Source organism: Mesorhizobium sp. M0077, from assembly GCF_040322955.1.
Taxonomy (GTDB): domain Bacteria; phylum Pseudomonadota; class Alphaproteobacteria; order Rhizobiales; family Rhizobiaceae; genus Mesorhizobium.
Genome location: NZ_JAMYUL010000026.1, coordinates 1 through 15,516 on the forward strand (window position 1 = coordinate 1; position 15,516 = coordinate 15,516).

At 59.4% G+C, this 15,516-nt stretch carries 15 protein-coding genes; 10 read left to right on the forward strand and 5 right to left on the reverse strand.

Going from position 1 to position 15,516, the window contains the following annotated elements; translation table 11 throughout:
- From NKJ57_RS29620 to NKJ57_RS29645, 6 genes are all read left to right on the forward strand, one after another.
- A partial coding sequence (locus tag NKJ57_RS29620) for an SPM autocatalytic domain-containing protein (RefSeq protein ID WP_352513660.1) occupies positions 1–1,940 on the forward strand: 1,940 nt, incomplete at its 5' end.
- Between the two features lie 72 nt (positions 1,941–2,012).
- Positions 2,013–2,381, forward strand: coding sequence for a hypothetical protein (locus tag NKJ57_RS29625; RefSeq protein WP_352513659.1), 369 nt, complete (start codon positions 2,013–2,015; stop codon positions 2,379–2,381).
- 36 nt (positions 2,382–2,417) lie between these two features.
- Complete coding sequence (locus tag NKJ57_RS29630; RefSeq protein ID WP_352573802.1) at positions 2,418–3,173, forward strand: lytic transglycosylase domain-containing protein; 756 nt, start codon at positions 2,418–2,420, stop codon at positions 3,171–3,173.
- Positions 3,174–3,271: 98 nt separating this feature from the next.
- Positions 3,272–4,471 (forward strand): type 1 periplasmic-binding domain-containing protein, encoded by a 1,200-nt coding sequence (locus NKJ57_RS29635; protein ID WP_352513657.1) that lies wholly within the window; start codon positions 3,272–3,274, stop codon positions 4,469–4,471.
- Between the two features lie 13 nt (positions 4,472–4,484).
- On the forward strand, positions 4,485–5,192 hold the full coding sequence (locus tag NKJ57_RS29640; protein ID WP_352513656.1) for a thermonuclease family protein: 708 nt from the start codon (positions 4,485–4,487) through the stop codon (positions 5,190–5,192).
- Between the two features lie 165 nt (positions 5,193–5,357).
- Positions 5,358–6,110 (forward strand): GGDEF domain-containing protein, encoded by a 753-nt coding sequence (locus NKJ57_RS29645; RefSeq protein WP_352513655.1) that lies wholly within the window; start codon positions 5,358–5,360, stop codon positions 6,108–6,110.
- Positions 6,111–6,429: 319 nt separating this feature from the next.
- Here the strand turns inward: NKJ57_RS29645 and NKJ57_RS29650 are convergent, their stop codons facing one another.
- Both NKJ57_RS29650 and NKJ57_RS29655 read right to left on the reverse strand, forming a co-directional pair.
- The gene (locus tag NKJ57_RS29650; RefSeq protein WP_352513654.1) at positions 6,430–6,840 is read right to left on the reverse strand and encodes a hypothetical protein; all 411 of its coding nucleotides are present in this window, start codon (positions 6,838–6,840) and stop codon (positions 6,430–6,432) included.
- A 670-nt stretch (positions 6,841–7,510) separates the two neighbouring features.
- On the reverse strand, positions 7,511–7,732 hold the full coding sequence (locus tag NKJ57_RS29655; protein WP_023744445.1) for a hypothetical protein: 222 nt from the start codon (positions 7,730–7,732) through the stop codon (positions 7,511–7,513).
- Positions 7,733–7,829: 97 nt separating this feature from the next.
- Between NKJ57_RS29655 and NKJ57_RS29660 the strand changes: the two genes are divergently transcribed.
- Positions 7,830–8,090: an SOS response-associated peptidase family protein gene (locus NKJ57_RS29660; protein WP_352573804.1), complete on the forward strand. Its 261-nt coding sequence runs from the start codon at positions 7,830–7,832 to the stop codon at positions 8,088–8,090.
- A 2,163-nt stretch (positions 8,091–10,253) separates the two neighbouring features.
- Here NKJ57_RS29660 and NKJ57_RS29665 read toward each other — a convergent pair.
- On the reverse strand, positions 10,254–10,499 hold the full coding sequence (locus NKJ57_RS29665; protein WP_352513652.1) for a hypothetical protein: 246 nt from the start codon (positions 10,497–10,499) through the stop codon (positions 10,254–10,256).
- Here NKJ57_RS29665 and NKJ57_RS29670 point away from each other — a divergent pair.
- A complete protein-coding gene (locus NKJ57_RS29670; protein WP_352513651.1) occupies positions 10,483–10,881 on the forward strand; it encodes a hypothetical protein in 399 nt (132 codons plus the stop codon). The genes NKJ57_RS29665 and NKJ57_RS29670 overlap by 17 nt on opposite strands.
- A 352-nt stretch (positions 10,882–11,233) precedes the next feature.
- Positions 11,234–11,746, forward strand: a complete 513-nt coding sequence (locus NKJ57_RS29675; RefSeq protein ID WP_352513650.1) for a response regulator — start codon at positions 11,234–11,236, stop codon at positions 11,744–11,746.
- 1,076 nt (positions 11,747–12,822) lie between these two features.
- Here NKJ57_RS29675 and NKJ57_RS29680 read toward each other — a convergent pair.
- Complete coding sequence (locus tag NKJ57_RS29680) at positions 12,823–13,059, reverse strand: aminotransferase class I/II-fold pyridoxal phosphate-dependent enzyme (RefSeq protein ID WP_352573806.1); 237 nt, start codon at positions 13,057–13,059, stop codon at positions 12,823–12,825.
- A complete protein-coding gene (locus NKJ57_RS29685) occupies positions 13,032–13,349 on the reverse strand; it encodes an aminotransferase class I/II-fold pyridoxal phosphate-dependent enzyme (RefSeq protein ID WP_352513649.1) in 318 nt (105 codons plus the stop codon). The genes NKJ57_RS29680 and NKJ57_RS29685 overlap by 28 nt, the downstream gene beginning before the upstream one ends.
- Before the next feature lie 483 nt (positions 13,350–13,832).
- On the opposite strand from NKJ57_RS29685, the gene NKJ57_RS29690 reads away from it, so the two are divergent.
- A complete protein-coding gene (locus NKJ57_RS29690) occupies positions 13,833–15,263 on the forward strand; it encodes a coiled-coil domain-containing protein (protein WP_352513648.1) in 1,431 nt (476 codons plus the stop codon).
- Positions 15,264–15,516: the final 253 nt, after the last annotated feature.

The window sequence follows — 15,516 nt, forward strand, 5'->3', positions numbered from 1 at the left end:
CCACCAACAGCCTGTTCGAGAACCTTGCCGTCTCGCTCACCGACCAGGACGGCCAGAACGCCACAGGCACGCTGTCCGTCAACATCGTCGATGACGTGCCGACATTGGGAACCGTGCAAAGCCAGCAGGCAAGCACCGATACGTCGCAAACGCCGGCCGTTGGAACACTCCACTTCGTCGCCGGCGCCGACGGCGCCGGGGCCACCATGACGATCACTGCCAACACAACAGGCATCACTTCGGCCGGCCACAACCTCATCACGGAGCAGTCCGGCAGCGTGTTGACCGCCTATGCCGACAACAACAACAACGGAAGCCATGATGCAGGCGACACGGCGGTCTTTACCATCACCGTCACTCCGAATGCCGGTACGTCGGGGCAGTACACGTTCGACCTTTTGGCACCTTTGGACGGCACTGTCAGTAATGTCTCCGTTGCATCGAGCGGCGCCTTCGGCTCCGGCCCCAGCAATTCCATCGTGGTGACGGCGGGCGGTCAGAATGTCGTGATGGTGACCGGATGGGCGCCAACGGATGCCGGCGGCTCCTTCACCTCACCACACGAGACGGCATGGCTGGCCGGCGGCATGCCATCGTTGACACAAACAAGCAACGTCAACGGTTCGTCAGCAGGTTGGGGCCTCGGCAACAACAATTTCGACGGAGGCGAGTTCATGCGTTTCGATTTCGGGACGCCGGACGACTATGACGGCCCGGGCGGCTATACGGCTCCGGCCATCACCCTCGCGACTGTTAGCTATGCCAAGTTTTCGTTCGATGCGGTTACCGCCGGCGACAAGATCGAGTTCGTCGCCCACTACACCAACGGAACCACGGCTTCCTTCACTCCGGCGGTCGGTGCGACGTTGCTGACGATCACATCGCCTGCCGGAACGCAGATCGCATGGGTCGACGCCTATGAGTCGTCGGGCAAGACCAAGCTGAACCTGACGGATGTCGGGGTCACGAGCACCACGGTCGACCATACAATTCCGGTCGCGTTGCAACTCACGGATGGCGACGGGGACACAACAACGACGGCGAATTTCACTGTCCACGTGGCGGCCGGACTGATACCTTTTGCCATTGCCGCTCCGGTCGTACTCGACCTCAACCATGATGGAATCCACACCACCGATCTGACGCACTCCACCGTTTCGTTCGACTACAACGGCGATGGCGTCGCTTCGAAAACCGCCTGGGTCGATACGCATGACGGTATCCTGGCGATCGATCTCAATGGCGACGGCAAGGTGAACAACGGTTCGGAGATCGTGTTCACCCAACATGCCGCCGGCGCTGCGACCGACCTTGCCGCGCTCGAGCAGCTCTATGACACAAATCATGATGGCAAGCTGACTGCCGCCGACCACGACTTTGCGCAATTTGGTGTCTGGCAAGATGCCAACGGCAACGGCGTGTCGGATTCGGGCGAGTTCAAATCTCTGGCCGCCTTGGGTATCGTCGAGATCGGCCTCGATAGCAACAATCAGCACTCGGTTTCGGCGGACGGCTCGGTCTTGACCTATGGCGAAGCCACCTTCACGACCGCCGACGGTCAGATAGCCGCGGTCGGCGACATCGGCTTCGGCAACTACGATAACGCTAGCTCCGGAAGCACGGCCGCCATCGCCGGCACTTCGGGAGCCGACACGTTCAAGATCGACAATCTAAACATCAAGGATCTGATCGCCGACTACCATGCCGGTGAAGGGGACAAGATCGACTTGAGCGCGTTGTTCGACAAGGCGCCGGCCGGCAACATGGCCGACTATGTGCATTACGACACCGCGACCAGCACCGTGAGCGTCGATACCAGCGGCTCGGGCAACGCGGCCAACTTCGTGGATGTCGCCGTTCTGCAGAATGCGCCTGCCACCGGCACGATCAACATCCTCTACGACGACACACAACATCAACAGCACACGGCCACGATTTAGCACTTATGCGTGGCCGTACTCTCATGCTACATATTAGCGAAACATAAAACCGCAGTTTGGAGAGGGACTTAAATGAAGCGTTGTGCAAGATTGCTGGCTTCGGCCGCGGCGCTGCTGTTGGCTGGATCGACTGGCTTCGCCGCCGACATCATCGAAGGGCCGGTGGCCGACTATTGCCGGACCGTCGGCACATCGAACCTGGTCCTGACCGACAACATCGTCGATCTAAAGTCCGAGGTGGTGAAGCTGATGGACGAGTCGGTGGCCGTCGCCAACAGCTCGGAATGGATCAATTCTTCGCGCCCCGCCTTCATCTGGGCGTCGGAAGCCAAGGTCGCCTGCGGCATGGCCTATGGCTACCTCAAGACGAACTACAAGGACGAAGACACCCTCAACAAGTGCGAATGCTTCCACGACCGCATGGTCGAGTACATGAACTGACCGGAAGGGATCCGGCAGTGCCGGTTGGCTGACCCGATGGTCGGCGGACGATTGACGAGGGCGATCGCCGGAGCGATCGCATTGACCGGTTTTGGCCAGCTTGCCACGCAAGCCCGCGCCAACTGGCTGGAACGACCTAGCCTGGAGAGACCAGCACCGTTCGGCTTGAGGCGGCCGGTTCGCTGCGACGCCGCCTCCGAATGGACTCGCGCGACATTCAAGGCGTTTGCGACATGCCAGGCATCGCTCTACGGCTTGGAACCGGTGCTGGCGCACGCGGTGATGGAGATCGAAAGCGGGTTCGATCCCGATGTGCACGGCGCCAATGGTGAGGTCGGGTTGATGCAGGTAATGCCCGCGACGGCCCGAATGCTGGGCTTTCGCGGCTCGCTCGACGAGCTTGGCGCGCCGGCGACCAACATCGCGCTCGGCGTCAGATATCTGGCGCAGGCAAACAGCCTTGCCGCAGGCGATCTCTGCACCACCGTCATGAAGTATCGTGCCGGGCACGGTGAAACCCGGTTCTCCGAACTTTCGGTCCGCTACTGCCGGCGTGCGCGTGCAATCCTGGCGAGAGAAGGTTTTGCGGTGGCCGGGCCATTGCCGGTGGCGACGTTCGGATTCTCCGCATTCCCGACAGCAGGAGACGATGGTGCCCCTGCCCCGGCGAGGCGGATTTGTGTGCGCCGACTGTTCGTGCCGGGCCCGCGATACATGAAATGCGCGGACTATCGAAGCGCCGGGCAAGCGAGAATGATCAAGGCGCTCCGGGCAAGACTTTTCGACGGCTGAGCCATAATCCAGCAATTGCAAAGAAGGCGAGGCAAGTCTGCCGTAAGATGAACGGATGAGACCGGGACAAATACCCGGCGGGATATGAGGGAGGCATCATGGATTCTGGCCGGCAGCGACACGGTTCGTGGACGTGGGCGATCGTCTTTGCGTTCGCGGGCATGGTGTCGGGCTGCCAGTCGAAAGGCAGCGTCTCGGACGCGCTCGATCCGGCGGCGATCGCCGCACCCGGAGCGCCGGCCGCCGGCGCTGTTGCCGGTCCCGCCCAGGCGACGCAATCGCTCGGCACGGGATCGACGAAGGTCACGATGCTGCTGCCTTTGTCGGCCCCGGGCAACGCCGGCGAAAACGGCAGGAAGATGCTCGATGCGACCAAGCTGGCGATGGCCGACCTTGGAAATGTCCTGCTCACGATTACGGTCGAGGACACCAAGGGCGACAGCGCGCACGCCAGCGAATTGGCTGTGAAGGCGATCACCACTGGAACCAAGATCGTCATCGGCCCGGTCGAACTCGCGGCCGCGCAGCACATAGCCAAGCTGTCGGGATCGAAGCGACCGCCGGTGCTGGCGTTGGCCGACAATTTCGCTGGCGGCCCGGGCGTCTATGCGGTGCGCCTCAACGAGGCCGACAGCGCGGCCGCGGGCGCAGCCGGCCTGGCGGCCAAAGGCAGCAAGAAGTTCGTGTTGCTCGTTGCGGCGGGCGCGAATGCCAGCGTGGTTGAAAAGCGGGTCGCCAACAGTCTCAGCATCTATGGCGCGACGCTCGCCGTCACCGTTCCGTATCGGGCCGGCGATGGCGGCACCAAAGTGGTCAATGATGCGGGCTCGCTGGTCGAGGCTCCCGATGCCATCATCATCGCCAGTGGCGACGACAATCCGGCGCCGATCCTTGCGGCGCTCAAAACGAAAGGCATTCCCGGAAAAGCAGTCGCCGTCGTTGGAACCAACCGCTGGCTGGAACATCCGATGGAGCCGCTGTTTGAAGGCTCCTACATCGCCACGCTCGACCCAACGGAAACCGGCCCGATCGCCGACCGCTTCAAGACGACCTACAATTATCCAGCCGACGCCAATGTCGCCTACGCCTATGATATGGTCGCCCTGACAGCAGGAATTGCAAGTTCGGCCGGGCCTGACGGCTTCAGCAAGCAGGTGCTCGAAAATCGGAGCGGATTTCGCGGATCGACCGGCCTGTTCCGGTTTCGGGCGGATGGCTCCAGTGAGCGATCCATGCCCTTCTATCAGGTTCAAAAAGGTGCACTCAAGCTGGTCGCCAAATCGACATCGGGGTATTGAGGGGCAAGGAACCTTGCTTGAGTTGATGGGCTGGCTGAGGCACAATCGCTTGATAGCGCTCGGAAGCCTGCTCCTCCTGGCCGGGGTCTTGTTGATCATCCGGGCCGCAGATCTGCTTCCGAACAATCGGCCGGCGCCACGTCAATCCATCGATCATAGCCAGGCAATGCGACCACCTCCGAGCGCCGCCAATACGCCATGGCGAGGACGGGCACGCAAGATTGCTCAGGACCTTATCGCGCCGCCACAGCTTGATCCGGCGCAAATCGAACGGGTCGAGCCGCGCCCGCCGCTCAGCGACCTTGGTCTGGCTTCGCCTGCAGGGATGCGGATGCCAAAGGATTGGAAAGAGGTCCTGCTGTACCAACCGGTTGCCACCTCGTCGGCAACCTTCGAATCGATGGGGCGCAAGGTAGCCATCAGCGGGATCCAAGGCATTGACCTGGATGAGACCTGTTCGTTTCGTGGCATCGCCTGGCCTTGCGGCCAGCGTGCGCGCGCGACGTTCAATTCCTGGCTGCGCGGCCGGGCGCTGAAATGCGTCGTGCCGCCGGAAATCGATCGTTTTGCCATTGCGGCACCGTGCAGCTTGGGCAAGCAGGATGTCGGCGCCTGGCTTGTTTCCAATGGCTGGGCGACGGCCCTGGCGAGTGGCATCTACGGCAAGGCGGAGGCAGTGGCCAGAGACGCGCAGATGGGGATATTCGGCCCGCCGCAATAGCCGATAATTCGGTGTCGTCCCTTTTACCGCCGTAGCCTTGCTTTTGAAGGCCTGATTTCGGGCCGATGGTAGGTGATTGCGCCATTACTAAAATTGTATGTTTCCTCGAAACTGAAAGTGCAGCACCTTGGCCTTATGACAGCCGATCAGGCGGGAGATTGGCTAATGATGACACCAATGGCGAATAGCTCGCCCCGGCAATGGAAAGATATCGCATGGCTGACTGCCCTGGGATCGGCGGGAATTCTGCTCCTCTCGGTTGGCCTCAACTATCTGCTTCTGTTTTCGGAAGTCTTGACGCCGTTTGGCCGCAGCATGGTCACAGCGATCCTGTTGCCGGTCATGGTCGGTGGCCCGCTTTTGCTGTTCATTGGCCTGCAGCGGACCGAGCTCGTCCGTTATCGAAGAGAACTCAACAAGTCGGCGACCTTTGACAGCCTGACAGGCTGCCTCAACCGGACGGTCTTCACTTCGATGGTCGAAAGGAGAGCAACCAGGCCAAAATCGTCTGGTCCAAGATCTGGCGCCTTCCTGGTCATTCATCCCGAACACATCAGGTCCATCAATCTGCGCTTCGGCCTTGGCTGGGGTGACGAAGCCTTGCGGCTCATAGCCTCGACCATCCAGTCATCGGTACGCAAGGAAGATCTGGTGGGCCGGATCGGAACCTCCATGTTCGGGGTCTTTCTGCCCGGTGCGACAGAAGACGACGCCAGGGAGATCGGCGAGCGTATCCGGGCGCGCGTGGCCCAAGCCTATTTCGCGCCAAAAGGAACCGCGGACACGCTGACCATCAGCGTCGGCGGCGTGGTGTTTGAAAACGAGTTGGAATTCGAGGACATGTTCCGATCGGCGGAATCGCTGTTATCCGGCGTGGAGCACCAGCCTGGACTTCAACTGTCGCACCTCCACAACTAGCTGAGACGACTCGTTGCCGGAGGAACACCGCCGCAAATATGTCTTGCCGCACGGCTGCGACAGCGATCATCTTGCCCTTGTTGCCAAACCGGACGATTGACCCATGGGGCGGTTTCAACCCGTGGGAGGTCTGGCTCCTGACGGTGCTGATGGCATCGGCCGCGCATCGCTGGCAGTATTGCCGGACCGATCAAGTTCTGGTTGCCGCTGGTTGCAGCAACCTTGATCGCCTTGATGGCCGGCTATGGGACCATGCTCCTGCCGCCGAACTCCTGACAGGTCGAGACACCCGCCGCGCGAGTAGCATCAGGTTCGGCGCTCAGGGCACGAGCGACAAAGCTTGAGGGCGCACAGATAGCAGCTGGATCCCCACGGCTCTCTCTTCATCCGTGGGGATCACAAGCACGTCGACGTCGGAACCAGCAAGGCTGATGACCTCGTCGCCTCGTCCATTCAGCTTGTGGTCGATATTAACCGCAAGCCAGCCGGCCACAGCCCCGGCCCTCTCTCGAATATATGGCGCGTTTTGGCCTATGCCTGCCTTGAACACCAGCGTGTCCAGTCCGCCTATCGCAGCGGCCAGCGACCCGATCTCGCGTGCGATACGATAGACGAAGAGATCGACTGCTTCGGCGGCAAGAGGATCATCGGAGTCGATTAGCGTCCGCATATCACCGGATATCCCTGACACTCCGAGCAGGCCGGATTGCTCGTAGAGAAGGGTGACCAATTGTCCGTCTGCAGCTTCCGGTCATTCAAACTTTGAGAATTAAGCGTAGTCCATTGATGTAGTAAGTTTGCAGGCCCGGAGGGTCAGCGTTTTCTACAGGAAATCAGTACGTTAGTGGATGGTTCGCCAAGCCGTTTCTCTCGTATTATCTCGTATGGTCTGGCGAACCAAAGGACCAAGAAGACAACTAGTTCCATGCGAGCTGCATTTGACCATGGTAGTATGAGCGCGGCCGCGTTTGGCCGGAAGTTGACTGGCCGCTTCTGGCGCAAAACGATAACGGACGTTTAACCTGGTCTGGTTCAAGCACCGTTGTCGGGTTCAAATCGCGTGACCACCCCAATGGTACTCCAGTATGGCGCTTCGGAACCTCCAGGTTGCGGGGCCTTGTGATCGCAAGTAAACAGTCGCGGAATTTGGTCACACGAAATGGCCAATGACCGGTTTCGAACGTCCGCAATTCGTGGCGTCAACGATATATTGCACACCGACGGGACTTTCTGACCGATGCCGGCCTGCTCGCCTGGAGGCTGGCGAGGAGCGGCCCGGGGAGTCTCTGGGCCGGCGTCGGTCACCGCTGGCATTACGCTGTTGCCGGCGGAAGCTGACAGTCATTGTGATGAGGGCAATTTGCCCACCATCGTCGTCGAACTGCGCGGCCGTGAATGACCTACTGCATTCCGCGGAGGGAATTCACGTCGGCGCAGAACTCGGCGTAGGGCTTGCTCATTGCCGCGTCATTGCATTCGCGCATGATCATTTCGCGCATGGCCTTAGGCTTGGCCATGAAGACCGCCTTGAACTCGGGCATGGACTTCAGTGTCTTCATCGAGGCATCGGTGTAGAATGGCACGATATTGTCGACGACATCAACCGCGCCGGCAACTGCCATGCTCCCTAGATTGCCGGCCGAGCACCCGCCGCGTGAACGTGCTGCTCAGGGAGAACAATAGCGAACGCGCTCATTGCCTCTCCCTTCGCTGCGCGCTTTGCCCCAGCCCGGCCACGCGCCTTTCTCGTTCGCCGGGCTTTGGGCTTACAATTCCAATCTCGACATAACCAGCTGCACCATCATCACAGAGCCTGCCGCAGAACCGATGAAGCAGTTGCATGATCAACAGCCTGTCATTCTCTACCAGGCATACTATGACGCCTGGCTGGACCCGGGGACCAAAGGACCAGCCTCAAGGACATTCTCAGCCACGACATCGACGGTCAGCTGCAGTTCAACCGCGTTGGACGTGAGGTGAACACGAGCGCCGTCAACAAATTTCCCAACGACCATCCCGGCCTGGTCGGGCGGAGCCGGCGACTTTTTCTGTTCGCCGAAATCGTCAAGCACGCCCCTGCTGGGGCGAAGCTTTCTAAAGCAGCTCCGACCACATATTTTAGGAGGGCGGGATGACAGAGCGTGAGCAAGAGATCGTCGCGAATGCATGGGCACTGGCTACGGGCGCACAACAAATCCTAGAGGCCCTTCTCATCATGCTGAAAAAGTCGGGAACGTCGCGCGACCTTCGATTGCCGGGTAGTGGACCATCAGTTAAGGGTCCGTAGCTAGAGCGTGATAAAGCAGCAAACACACTATCATAGAAACGGCGCTCTGCCTAGCAGCTGGTCTGCCGTCAGGCCGGAAAATAGACAAGATGAAACGCCACCAACGCTCTACCAATCACTACCAATCACTGCCGAAATAACCGTTAGTCGGCGCTAATGTTTCGGTCTGGACTCGCTACCGCTTTGGAAGCATTCTGCACTCGGGGGAGAGGGCGTGGGCAAAGTCCAGCGTCATCAAGGTGCGGATCAGGCCGACCGCTGGCGCAAGAACGCAAAGGGGCGGTGGATGTGGCGACGGCAATATCTGCCGGCGCTGGTGATGGTTCCCTGACCGGTTTTCAAAGTGAACCCAAGCTCTCGACAAGCTCGTCGGGCTCATCCCAGCTGGCTGGCTGAGTGGCACCCGCACGGCCGGCGCGGGGAGCTGCGATATCAAGGGCAACATTTCCACCAGTACCGACGAGCGATTTATCACGTTCCAGGGCAGGAGCATTACTGCGAGACGACGATCAGTTTCAGTACAGCGAGCGCTGGTTGTGCAGCGAGGCTAGGCATGGGCCGCAGGCTGGCGCAAAGCAAGGCGGTAGCGCGGTAGCCACCACCATGTGCAGGCCCACCAGCCCGTCATCATGGTCCGAACCTGATCGCACCCGCCGACCTTGGTCTCAACGTCGTTGATTGGCACTGCCACGCGGCTTTCCTTCATTCGCATGGTTCGCAGACATTAGCATGATCGCATACTCTCATCATCCGGCGTCGTCTCCCTCACAAAGCAGCGCCGGTAAGGCTCGGCGCCCTTCTTGTTTGTCCCATGTGCCAAAGGAGGTCGCCGGGCCTGCCGTTGCTCATCTTTGCGGGTTGCTTCTGATGGCTCCGCTTGGCGCCGTGGCCCTGCGTCTTCCTTCGGGTAAGGCCGGCGAGGCGCTTATCAGACGGCCTGGCATGTAGGATTATGGTCCTCGTTGCGGCGACGCCCTCAATGGAGAGCGCCAATGGCCAGAACAAACCTTCCGAACAGCTTTCCCGGGCTGAAATCGAAGCGCTTCCTGGCGGCAGCCGAAGCGATGCACAAGAGCATCGCCGGGCCGTTCCTGGCGTACCACAGGGAGCGCTGCCAAGCTCTACCTGAGGCCCATGGACCCCTGTTGAAGTCGATTGAGACGGTCACCTGCCAGCAGGCGCAGTTCATCCGCTGGAACGGGACAGGACCGGCACAGCCCCGGAGAAGCCTCCGGGCTGGTTCTCCTCGCGCAACTCTCGCGCCGCATCACCTCTAAGAGCAGTTCGAAGACGCTTTCGATTTCGCCGTTGATTTGGTCGGCAGGGATGCCAGGCTTCTCGGCCGCTGTCATCAATTGGTCTGCTAAGTCGCTGGCGGCGATCGGATCGCCCCGCGTCACAATCGCGGCGCAGAGGGGTTTTATTAGCTCCCCCTCATCTTGACGCCGGTGCCGGCTGCTCCAAAGTCTTGGGCATGGCTCGGGGAAGTATCAAAGTTGGCGACGAGGTCGCAGTCACGGCGATTGTGCGCGGCCGGGTGACGCCCGATCGCATAAGCGTGACGATCCCCTCCTACGACTTCCCGCATTCTGTTGTCGATTCGACTTCGAAGGCTGTAATTGGCCAGCATATGGAATTGATCGGCCCTGTCACACGCATCGACGGGGGACAAGGTAACCGTCAGCCTCCGGCCATTGGTGACTGTCGAGGCCGAGCACGTGCGCCTTGTCGAAAGACATGTGGCACTTCCACGCGGGCGAAAAAAGTCGCTGGTTGACAAGGCTTAAACTTCGTTGCCGACCCCAGGAACAGCCCACTGAAACTTTCCCCATCACATCGGCTCTGGTCGCCTCCCGCTAGCTGCCGGCGCGTTGCGATATCGGCGCAGTAGACGGGTCGGCATTTTCCGAACTTTCCGACATCTCGTCGCGATGACGTTCGCGAAGGCGCTTCAGTAGTTCGCGTGAGGCTTGGATCGCCCTGCGCGATTGATCCATGTTCTGGCGAAACGTGGCGCGTTCCTCCATGGACTTCTGCCACTTCAGCAAGGTAGCCGTAGTCGCAGTGGCCGCTTGAGCGATATCTATGGGCGTTGCAACCATCGCATCCTCCCAAAAAGGCAATGGTAAACGCAATCTTTATAGGCCCGCCGAAACCCTTTCTTCAATCAAAAACGACCGTACAGATTCATACGCCAAATGGCTATTCGTCGGGGCGCTCGACGGCGGCTTCGTCGACCTCGGCCTCCATCTCGTCGTTGACGGTTTTGGTCTGCCAAAACCGTCCATCGCCACACCGTCAAAGCCCTGCAGCATGTTCCTGCCAGTAAGCTGGCACCTCACGCTCCTTGCCATCCTTGCGCGCTTGGGCGCCGTACATCCAGGCGTAGGTGGCGCGTTCCTGATCTTTCTTAGGCATGGCCATTTGCATCATCCTCCCGGAAATCCAGCAGCCTTGCGTGCCGCAGCTTCTCTTCGCCTTTGAGGGTCTCGACCCAGCCAACCAGTCCGGGCTTCAGCCACTCGGACACGATCCCAAAGCGCTTGCCGCTCAGCGGCATTGAAGTTGACGAGTGCGCCACCTTTGTAGAGGCCCTTTTCAGCCATGATCACCTGGGTAGCTTTGCCGCGCTCGCGCTGTGCACCGATGATTTGCATTTCCTTTTCCTCAAAGCACTTGATCTTGCGCCAAGCGCTCGTTTGCCGCTGCGATATGGACTGCCCTTGAGCTTCGAGACCATGCCTTCTAGCCCGTCTCGTCGACCAGGTGGCAAACGGCGTCACCAGTGCGGCATCGCTCCGCTGAATTGAATGCGCCCGCCGGCAGGGATCATTTCGTGCAGGATCTCGCCGCGATCTTCGGTCGGCATCCCGCGCAGCTCATGATGCGTGGAACCCTGCCGGTTGCTGACCGTTCTCCGTCAATGGAAGCCCCGAACCAACAGAGCCAAACGATCCTCGTGGTTGACGGCGACGTCATCGCCCGATGCGTCATCGCGGACTATCTCCGCCACTGTGGCTACAGGGTGATTGAGGCCCATTTCGCACGTGAGGCGCAACAAGCGTTGAACTATGCGGAGTTCGGTGTGGACACCGTCTTGTGTGACGTTGACCTGCCGGGCAACATGAACGGGTTCCAACTGTCGAAGTGGGTTCGCGAGAACAAGCCCGAGGTCAAAATAGTGCTTTCTGCCGCAGTAGAACGAACTGCGATCGCGGCGGGCGACCTTTGTCAGGAAGGCCCGCACCTTGCGAAGCCGTATGAGCCGGCCAACGTAGTGGACCATATCAGGCGACTGCAGCGTGTTTGGAGCTTACGATCCAGGAACCCTGGTGCAAAGCGCAATTGATCTCTGTCCAGACGCCGAGAGGCTCGTCTGCATACCAATGGTGATTTAGCCCTGCGAACTGGACGCCGCTCAAAGGAAGAACGGCGTATAAGCCGCAGTCCTGCGTGCGGCCGCAACAGTGGACGGTTGTCGCGCGCAGGACGGAGGAAATTCGCCCTCCTGCCGCGGGCGGTGAACGGGATACCGTAGGAGCGTCAGCATAGCGCCGGCCACAGGACGGGACGCGGCACCGACTGTCCCCGCCCGGAAGTCCGCATGTTTTGGCGAGGCCGACCGGCTGAGATCGTGCGCATTTTGGTTCTCGACGGTACGGCCGCTGATCGGCGATGATGCGAGGACCGAGTTGCCTGGAAGAAATCGATCTGGTCTTGCACCTTTTTTGCTTCCTCATTCGCGGGGCAGCTTGTGATTTTCCAGCCTGACAGACCCTCCCCTGTCTATAAGAAATTCCCGACGCATGAGCGCACGTCCAACACAGTGCGGGCTCCAATGCTCACCGGCTGCGCGAGAATGGTAACCACCTACCTTGAGGGGAGCGCCACGTGCGTAATCAACGATGCAGGCGCTGCCAACCTCGGCATCCCCGGCAGTAGCAGGCTTATAAATGAATATGTCGTTGATCAACGCTATCGGCGCAGCCGCCGGGAGATGGACAGACCGCGTTTCAGCTAGCTAGGGTATCGATGTTCCAGGCTAAAGGCATTGGCATGCCCGAATTAGAAAAAAGACCTGAATCCCGTAAAGCAGCAACAAAATGCCGAAAGCTATCCAGAAGCCGGGTCGCGTAAGCAATGCCAGATCTTTTCTTAGCTGCTCCATTCACATCAACTAACATGGCCAAGCGTCGTTCCCGTCCGCTGGGGACAAATTTCAACTGAGCTGATAGGCTTCGTCGCATAGTGCCGCGCCACTGCGGATCGAGACACCTCAGCGCCCCGCATGAGCACGCGCAACTCGATCGGAGGCGCAAGGAGAAAGTTCGGAACGGTTCCAAGAACCCCAAGCAAATTGAGCGCCGCAGCGGACGATAAGGTTCACGCATATCCCGGCGAACATCCGCACAGCAATGGTCAATATCAACGGCAGAAGGGCGTCCGAAAAGAAACGCATCTCTGCGTCACCGCCTCATCGAGAGTCACCGCTGCGGCATCCTGAATACAGGTCGGCGACCCGAAGAGCATGCATTGCGCAAGATTTTCCAGATGAACTGATGCCGAGACCGGCCCAAGCGTCCACCCTAGCCTCCAGCCGGTCATTGCATGAGACTTCGACAGGCTGTTCACAATTATCGTCCTCTCATTCCGGGACTGAATGCTATTGAGAGGAACTCGCCGTCGAACACTGTGCTGCGGTAAACCTCATCGCTGATGATCCATAGATTGTGCCGCTCGGCAAATGTGGCAATGGTTTCCAGATCCTCCTTGCCGAACACATATCCGCCGGGATTGTTTGGGGAGTTCAGCAAGATCGCCCGCGTTCGATCTCCTACCGCTGAACGGAGAATATCCTCGGATGCCTTCCGCCGCGCATTTTGCAGCGATAGTTTGACGGGTCGGACCACTGCTCCATCGGCGCGTATTGCCGCTTCGTATGTAGATACCAAGGCTCAAGGCAAAGCACCTCGTCGCCAGCTCCGGCAACGGAAGCTTAGTGTGATTGAGCGGCCAGGCGGCCGGTCCCCAATTCGTTCGAATGATGCGCTTGCCTCGCCAATGTCGCATGGTGAGTCAGCCGGCAAACCAAAAACACTCAACCGCCGGTTAGGCCCGGCCGCCTGATGCGCCCCACAAGAGGCTGTGCCGGGCCGTTCGTCGGGGCTTCTGCACCTGAGTTGTTAATGTGCCCAGGCAACACACCATTGACGCCAAGACGATGGCAAGAAGGGGAGCCGCGCAGTCCTCAAGAATAAGTCAGCAGGCACCTAGACCGATGTAGGGCCTTCCGATCGCAGCTCTCGGCTCCTCGCGGCGCCGGCGCCCTGGCATCGTTTGATTGAACGAAGACGCTGAGTTGAGCTCTCGATACAAAAGCATCTCAGTCCTCGTGCCTCAATGGTTCCGGGCATGCGGCTGCAGGGGATGAAGTCATGAAGTTCAGGGATTTGATCAGACGCGCCGAGGACAATGTGGAGAGGTCGTTTGACGATCTCGAAGCTGACTTGGCTAACGCTGTCGACCAGTGCCTCGATTTGGAGGATGTCGCCGACGTGCCAAACATGGCAGGCGAAAACAACGAACAGGATGACAGCGTACCAAGCGAGGACGGTGCCGGCGACGACGATGATAGCTCGCCGATACCAGCGCATCGGATGACCTCACATACGCAGAGCCGAATTGCTGCCGTGAGCTCGTTTAACGGCTTGTTCCACGATGCCAAGCTCCATTTCGAGGAGATCAACGCAAAAATCTCCGAAATTACAAGCACATGTCAACTGACGTTCGAGTTTTTTCACATCCTTCACGCGGACATTCTCCGTGCCAACGAACTGGAGTTGGCGAATCAAAATCTGATCGCAGATCAAAGGAACTTGTCGGAAACACTCAATGACCTGAACAGACGGTACTGTGAGCGTCAAGGCACCGTCGAGACATTGCAGCAGCGCCAGGCAAGCCTTGTTCAGGAGTGTGAAGTGCTCCGTGGCGCGTTGGCCGCGGCAAGGCTGGAGCTGGTCGAAGCGGCGAACACCACCACAAAGAACGAAGCGGAATTTGGCGACCTCACGAACATGCTTGCCGCCGCAAATGTCGAGGCCGACAGGCGCTCCCGAGAGAACAAACAGCTGCGTGAAAAGAATGTGAGCCTGTCTATTGACCTGGAAAAGGCCATGAAGCGGGAGGAAGAGGCACGGCATAGGCTGGATGCCTTCTCCACGATCCATGCCAACGAAGCTGCGCGAAATTCCGAAATGCTGAGTGCGCTCGGCAAGAGCGAAAAAGAGGCAATCAAATTGCACACCTCACTCGAGGTTGCGCAGGCGAAGCTATGGGAGGTGACCGAAGCAGCCAGGATTATGCAGGCGGACATGGATGGCGAGCTTAAACGCTGCCAGGCTGAGAACCGAGGATTGCGCTCAGAAATTCAAAGTCTCCAAGCGCGCTTCGAACTCGCCTCAAACGCAAACAACGAGGCCGCGGCCGAGATCGCCAGGCTCCAGCTACAATGGAGCGACGCCCTGGCCGAAAAACAGGTGACCGACGAAAGGTTGGCCGCACTCACCGAGGAGGCCGAAACCAACAAGGTGAACCTTTCCAAGATCGCCGCAGATTTTGCACAGCTGTCCATGCAGCAGGCGTCCGATCAGATTGAACTCGATGTGAGACGGCAGGAATGCGAGGACTTGCGGGTCGAGATTGCCTCGGTCAATGCTCGGGTCAGGGAATTGCTGCCCTACAAGAGGTCGCATGGAAGCGCGAACGCCTTGCCGCATACATCTGACGTGGCAAATGTAGCGGTGACTGCAGACCGAACGGTGCATGCCGCACGCCGTGTCCGCCGCAGGGCCCTCGCCGCGTCGTAGGAGTAAAGAACCTCTCCTCGTGAGGCAATTGCCCATGTCGATGATCGTGGAACGGTATGCGCTGTTTGTTGCGCGAAAGATGACAGGACACTAACGCTGTTGTTGGGGCAGGACTTGGTGAGGCGGCCAGGAAAATCCTGTTGGGGCATCCTTGTAGCCGGGACAATGTCCCAGACGAGCCTCGCGCGTCGGCCGCAGGCGTCACCCCTGTGGCATCACGTCGCCTACCCTAATATGTCAGCAAGCACGCCTG